The 6,593-nt window shown below is 44.1% G+C and carries 4 protein-coding genes; 1 reads left to right on the top strand and 3 read right to left on the bottom strand.

The genetic code is table 11. The features are described from left to right. Nucleotides 1-404 precede the first annotated feature (404 nt). The 3 genes from ACED28_RS22350 to ACED28_RS22340 all read right to left on the bottom strand — a co-directional run bounded on the left by ACED28_RS22350 (nt 405) and on the right by ACED28_RS22340 (nt 5,286). Complete coding sequence (locus ACED28_RS22350) at nt 405-1,625, bottom strand: glycerophosphodiester phosphodiesterase family protein (protein ID WP_371710784.1); 1,221 nt, start codon at nt 1,623-1,625, stop codon at nt 405-407. Between the two features lie 338 nt (nt 1,626-1,963). After that, nucleotides 1,964-3,316, bottom strand: coding sequence for a sigma-54 dependent transcriptional regulator (locus ACED28_RS22345; protein ID WP_102441993.1), 1,353 nt, complete (start codon nt 3,314-3,316; stop codon nt 1,964-1,966). Beyond that, a complete protein-coding gene (locus tag ACED28_RS22340) occupies nt 3,313-5,286 on the bottom strand; it encodes an ATP-binding protein (protein WP_371710783.1) in 1,974 nt (657 codons plus the stop codon). Before ACED28_RS22340 ends, ACED28_RS22345 begins: the two co-directional genes overlap by 4 nt. 420 nt (nt 5,287-5,706) lie before the next feature. Between ACED28_RS22340 and ACED28_RS22335 the strand changes: the two genes are divergently transcribed. Beyond that, the gene (locus ACED28_RS22335; RefSeq protein ID WP_371710782.1) at nt 5,707-6,336 is read left to right on the top strand and encodes a GyrI-like domain-containing protein; all 630 of its coding nucleotides are present in this window, start codon (nt 5,707-5,709) and stop codon (nt 6,334-6,336) included. Nucleotides 6,337-6,593: the final 257 nt, after the last annotated feature.

Genomic DNA, 6,593 nt, shown 5'->3' with positions numbered 1-6,593 from the left:
ACAGATGGTTCACGCTTTCGTGGTGAACAACGCTTCATACGACTTCACGTCGCACAAGTAGTAATGAGCTAGCGATTAACAGTCCTTTAACACTGATTTTCATATTCAAACCTTACTTTTACTTATTGTTGAAAGTCACCTTCGTTATTGCAGCCTTTGTGCCACCTTTTTATACCTGTAATTTCAGTAACTTAAATAAAATCCCACACTTTCAAATTACTTTTGAGTCATAAGTGTCCAACTAAAAACTCATCATTTGGGTCATTTATGTCCCGCCAATTTCAGTGGTAAAAAAAGAGCCCGAAGGCTCTTTGGTTCACTGCTTTTTCTCTTATTATTCTTTGGCTAAGCGCTCTCTATACAAACGCTATAATTAGCAGGCGTAACAGCGCTCTCAGAATCGCCTATGCGTCGCTGTCCATGCAGTTAGCGTAATAAGTTACCGTTGCAGGCCAATCGCTGAATACGCCCATCACACCAACATCTTGTGCCAACACATCAAGCATTTTCATCATATCGCCATCATTGTTGATGCCATCTTTCACGCTCTTGTAATACCAACCACCGCCTTGCGCTAGCGGGCCAGAACGTTCCAGTGTCCATGCAATAATCTCAAGATCAGCATCTTTTGCCAGTTTTGCGTAGTTAGACGCAACCAATTCGTTGTTCTCACCTAACTCAACCAAAGCAAACAGAGGTGGTGCGATGATATTCACGCCCGCATCGTGTAGCTCCTTCATGTTTTCAACAGACGCGACAAAGTCCGCTTGCTCATAGACACGGTCGTCAAGATAAACGGCTTGCTTACCGAACTTAGGCGTCTCATTAACCCAGTACTTAACATCATCTAAGTTGAATGACTGTAGGTAAGTCTCTGAAGGCTCAAAACCCGCCTCTTTCAGCTCATCCACCAGCTTCTGCGCGTACATCTCTTGGCTAAAGCCATTGAAAGGCATTTCTACCGCCGCCGATTTTAGCTCAGGAGTCACCTTCACGCCGTGCTCTTTAAAGAGTGCTGCACTTTCTGCGTGTGTCATCAGTGTGCCACTTTGGCTGTAAAGATCGGTTCTCCAACCTGGAGTCCCGTTCATGTACTCTTCAACCGTGGTGGCTTTTGGGTTCGCACCATCCATTTTACCTTTGAGCGTCTTAAACTCAGCCAGCGTGAAATCAGAAGTACGGCACTCAACCTGAGCATCTTCGCCTGTCGCTGGGTTAGCCGGCGTGAACGGTGTTGAACACTTCTTCGCGAGATCGGGATGCGCCAAAACATCGGTTGTGGTGTGCAGATCACTTTGCGAGTGACGACATACCAACGCCTTATCTTTAGTGAAAGTCACATCACATTCCACGACACCCGCGCCCATTTGAATCGCGGCTAAGTAGGATTCCTTGGTGTGCTCAGGAAACTGCATCGCAGCTCCGCGATGTCCAATAGAAAAATCACTACGGTGAAAAGGTCCTTCACTGCAACTCAACAGCTTGGTTTTCAAAGGGCTCTCATCCATATTGTTCACTAAAAAGAGGGGACGAGGACCTAAGTCGGCTGATTCTGCTGCGGCCCATGCCGTCATCGAGCTCACACCGAGTATCAGAGCAATCGAACCTTTCAGTATTTGCTTCATGTTTGTATCTCCTTGCAACAAGCAATTATTTTTCTAATGTCCTTTATTCGATCATTCAATGTTGGATAGCTGTCATATATAGATACCTGTCATATATATTTTTGACTCAACACCGAATAACCTCATGTGGGCTGACGCCACAATGTAGGGATTGCACGCTTTATGCCAGATGTTAAAGCTCTTTTATTACAATCACTTGAAACAGTTAGCCATTCGACTAAAAACCAAATGGGTCATTGTTGTCTTGTGCTTTTTCTTTTGGCTTTGGCTTTGGTTTTGCTTTTGGCTTTCGTTTTGCTTTTTCTTTTGGTTTTCCATTTAACAAACACCTGAACGAATTAGGCTTTGAAACTCTCTTTATCTAATTGGTGTTTCTTCATTTTTCGATAAAGGGTTTTACGCGGTAAATTCAGCTTACTTGATACCTCGTTAATGTTACCTGCGCTTTCTATTAGCGCCTCCGTCAGTACATTCCTTTCGTACTGCTCCATCTGCTTTTCAAAAGCGAAATCTTCTCCGGACGCTTCACAAATTGGCGATTGAAGATCGAAGCCATCGCCGACGATACCCAACACAAATCGATCAGCGACATTACGTAGTTCACGAACGTTACCCGGCCATTCATGCCGACATAGCTGCTGTATCTGCTCAGGGTAAATCGTTGATGGGCGCGTCTTATATTTGTGGCTCGCTTGAATCACAAAATGGCGAAACAGCACCTGAATGTCTTCTTTTCGTTGGCGCAGTGCCGGAAGGTTTAAGCTCGCAATGTTCAATCGATAGAAGAGATCGGCTCTGAATTCCCCAGACTCACTCAAGCTCACGAGATCGGCTTTACTGGCTGCGACCACGACGATGTCGACAGGTATCAACTCATTACCACCAACACGCTCAATCATTCGCTCTTGAATCACGCGCAGCAGTTTTATTTGTACCGCAATCGGCATGCTCTCAATTTCATCGAGAAACAGAGTGCCGCCATTGGCTTGTTCTATTTTGCCAATACGCTTCTTGTTCGCGCTAGTAAACGAACCCGCTTCATGGCCAAACAACTCACTCTCAATAATGCTCTCTGTCATGCCACCACAGTTAATCGCGACAAATGGCTTAGTCTTACGACGACTGAATTGATGCAGAGCTTGAGCTATCACCTCTTTGCCCGTTCCCGTTTCTCCGTTGATGATGGTGTCGACGCCAGTATGCGCTAAAGCGAGCACTTGCTTACGTATCGTATCCATCGCTTTTGATTGGCCAATAACCACAGATTCAATCGGTAAACCCTCTTGCTCATCACCATCCGAGGTTGACGGGCAGCTGTGCTGACACTGGGTAATCGCCAAATCAAGCTTCTCCACCAGCTCACTCGAATTAAGCGGTTTTTCTAGAAAGTCGAAAGCGCCCAACTTCATCGCTTCGATCGCCATTGGAATATCGCCATGGCCACTCATCAATAAAACGGGCACATTCGGGGCACGGTGTTGGATTGAGCTCAACAACGTCAAACCGTCCACTTTCGGCATGCGCACGTCACACAGCACAACCGACTGACTGTTTGCTTTAAGCGACTTTAGGCCAAGGTTGGGATCAGTAAAGGTGGTGACACTAAACCCTTCTAGCTCTAACATTTCGCTCACGGCGTCGACGACATCTATTTCATCGTCGATAAGAACTATGTGTTTTTCTGAAATCATGAACCTGTGCCTTTTGGTAGAGTGACGATAAAGGTGGTGCCTTGGTGTTCAACCGATTCCACGTGAATCGAGCCGCCAAAATCTTTTATTATGTTGTATGCGATAGACAAGCCTAGCCCAAGCCCCTTACCTGTTGTTTTGCTGGAATAAAATGGGTCAAACAAATACGGGATATCTTCTTCAGGTATGCCCAGTCCGTTGTCCTTAACCAAAATCTGAGTGGTGTTCGAAAGCACTTGCGTAGCAATACTAAGTTGAGGCTGCTCTTTATGCTCAATGGCATCCAGAGCATTGCTGATGAGGTTCACCAGTACTTGTTCCAAGCGTATGCTGTTGGCTCGAACCATCTGGTAGCTTTGGGGCGAATACTGAATCGATACTGAGCTCTGTCTGGTTTCGAACAGATCAATCGCATCACCAATCACCTTCTCTAGTTCCACATTATCAATCTTGCCGTCGCTCTTACGTGAGAAGGCTTTTAAGTGACGAGTTATCGCAGCCACCTTTTCTAGCAGGACTTCGATCTTTTTAAGATTCTCTTGTGCTCTGTCTGGTCTATTTTTACCGAGCCAAAGCTGAGCACTTCGAACGTGGCTATTCACAGCCGTCAGAGGTTGATTAATCTCGTGCGTTATCCCGACACTAAGTTGCCCCAATGCAGCCAGTTTTCCGGCTTGGATCAACTCATCTTGAGTCACTCGTAGTTTGGCTTCGGCTAGGGTTCGCTCTTCCACTTCAGCTTCTAATTTTCGGTTGGTTTGCTTAACGACTTTGGCCGTGGTTTGGAATACCTTTAGGTACTTAGCCATTTGCGTCACTTCGTCTTTGCCACGAATGGACACTTCGGTATCTAAATGGCCGGTAGAAATCGCAAACATGTTGTCTTTAAGCTGTAAAAGTCTTTCCAAAATGCTCTTACGCACGTAGAACCATGAAATAGCAGCGGCAGCCAACACGCTAAATAGAGAAAGAAAAAGAGAGAGACGCTGGTTAGATTGCAAAGATTGCTGCGCCTGCTGAATCGATTGGTCAATATTGCTATTCACCTTGCTGGTGTTGCTTTCGATCTGCACGGTTAATTGGTTCAAATGCTCACGGCTGTTTTGCAGGAAGTATTGCTCTTGATAAAGATGATCGAGCGCTTTGTTTTTCATCCCATACAAGCTGCTATCACTTGAGGCAAGGTTATAGATCACTGTGAGTTGATGATCTAACTCAGGAAAATCACTTCTTAAATCACCACTGACCCAGAGCTTCCACCACTCTTCCCCGACTTGTTCTAGACGGTAACTGGTGTAATCGAGCTCATTAAAGCTTGAGTCGTTATACAGCTTCTCTACTAAGCCTAATTGGTAATAAAGCAGAGATTTCAACTGAGTATATTGGATTTGATCTTTGGCAGACTCAGGTAGGCTATCAAGTGAATCACTGGCCTGTTGCAGTAGCGGGTAAAAACCTTCGAGCAAATTACGAAGTTCTTGGTTGAGCTGTTCTGACTCAATTTCACTTTGATACAACAAGCTAAGGCTGTTATTAACTTGGGCGATAAGATCTTTAAAATAGGAGTGATAATCCGGAAATTGAACCATTACGCTATTCATCACAGAAATAGCGCCTTCGATTTTTAGCATCGCCTGTTTGCGCTCTAAATTCGATTCAGCGTCACCGAGCTGAGAAGACGTTGTGATAATCACTCGCACCATATCATTGAGGCGTGCGGCATTATCTAAGGCCGGGATTTCACTCTCCTTTAGATCAACAAGACGTTGGTTTAAATCATCGAAGGTAAAGCTGGAGACAACCGAGAGGAAGATAGTGGTCATCGATAGCATGGCCAACGCAAGCACCAAGCGCAGCTCAATACCTTTCCAACCAAACCACTTACGACGTGGAATTTTGATCGAGAACGGGCGATCGAAACTATCCTTATTTTCTACAACCTCGGAGACATGACTACTCACTCGCCCCACCTTCTTCTCATCAAATAATCAACAGGAACTGCCAATGATTCAATTAGTTAGGGTGTGAGCCTTACTTAAGTTTGCATCGAATAGCTTTAGTGAAACTATTAAATGAAGAGTAATCATTAACATTTCACATAAGATATCATAACAATTGTTTTATAAAGCTTAAGCTGCCTGTTTTGCGATAATAGAAAGTGACCGCACCGACAGAAACGTGATTACTTTATCAATCCCTGTCGGAGGACATTTTAGTTTGAGCACTTCCAATAACGTCTGATCATTTATCATAGAGATTGATCGTATTGGCTTATCATTTGCAAAACGGTCTTGAATCTAAACTTTCAGACAAATTAGCAATAATGGAAAATCATTGAGTCTCACAGTGTAGGACACTACCTATGTCGAAATAGGATGGATGTATAAATAATGCAGAACAATCATGTCAGGTTGGAGAAGGTAGTGAGGTATTTAGAATCTCACCTTGATCAGCCTATGGTAATAGAAGAGCTATTATCAAAATTTTACTTCTCTAAATACCATTTTCATCACTTGTTCCGAGCCTATTATGGCGAGGGGGTATATGCGATGCGTAAGCGCCTGCTTATAGAGAGGGCTGCTCGAAGTATTATTTATGGGGTTGAGAGCATGACTGAGATTGCTTTTTCTTGTGGCTATGAAAACCAAGCTTCTTTTAATAAGGCGATACGAAAGCAGTTCTCTTGTACACCATCGTATATTCGTCATCAAAAAACAGTTCCTGCCTTAAAAAGGCAACAACTCACTAGTTTTGAGGACATAAAGATGAATATAAACGTTGTCGATTACAAGTCTACGGAAGTCCTGTATTCCAGAGGTAGTGGCAAATATGCCAAGGCCTTGCACAAAGGTACTTACGAGAAGCTCTCTGAAGCATACAGCTATTTACTCTTAGAATGGCTACCAGACAGTGGGTTTGAACTGCGAGACCAACCATGCTTTGAGGTGTACCTGAATCGAGACCCAAGACGAACTAAACCTGAGAATTTGAAAACCGGAATCTATATTCCGATCAAGTAACTAAGAGAGCTTCTCTTGAGTCAGTCACTCTTGAGTCAGTCACGACTGGCTCATTTTTGCCCCAAAGTGTGTCACGACCGATGACTGACTAATTAATGGTGAGTTGATTTTGTAATACATATGCTAACTAACAACCCTAGAGTGCAGGTGTTTTTTTCGTAACCCATCACTCGTATGCGTACAAAAATCACATAACCACCACATATGGCTTGAGTTGCTTAAAAAGGTTGAGCAAGATGGCCAGAAGCAAATGACTA

This window comes from Vibrio sp. 1F253, from assembly GCF_041439295.1.
GTDB lineage: Bacteria > Pseudomonadota > Gammaproteobacteria > Enterobacterales > Vibrionaceae > Vibrio > Vibrio tasmaniensis_A.
The sequence above is the reverse complement of the archived record's forward strand: the minus strand, read 5'-3'. Positions and strand labels throughout refer to the sequence as shown.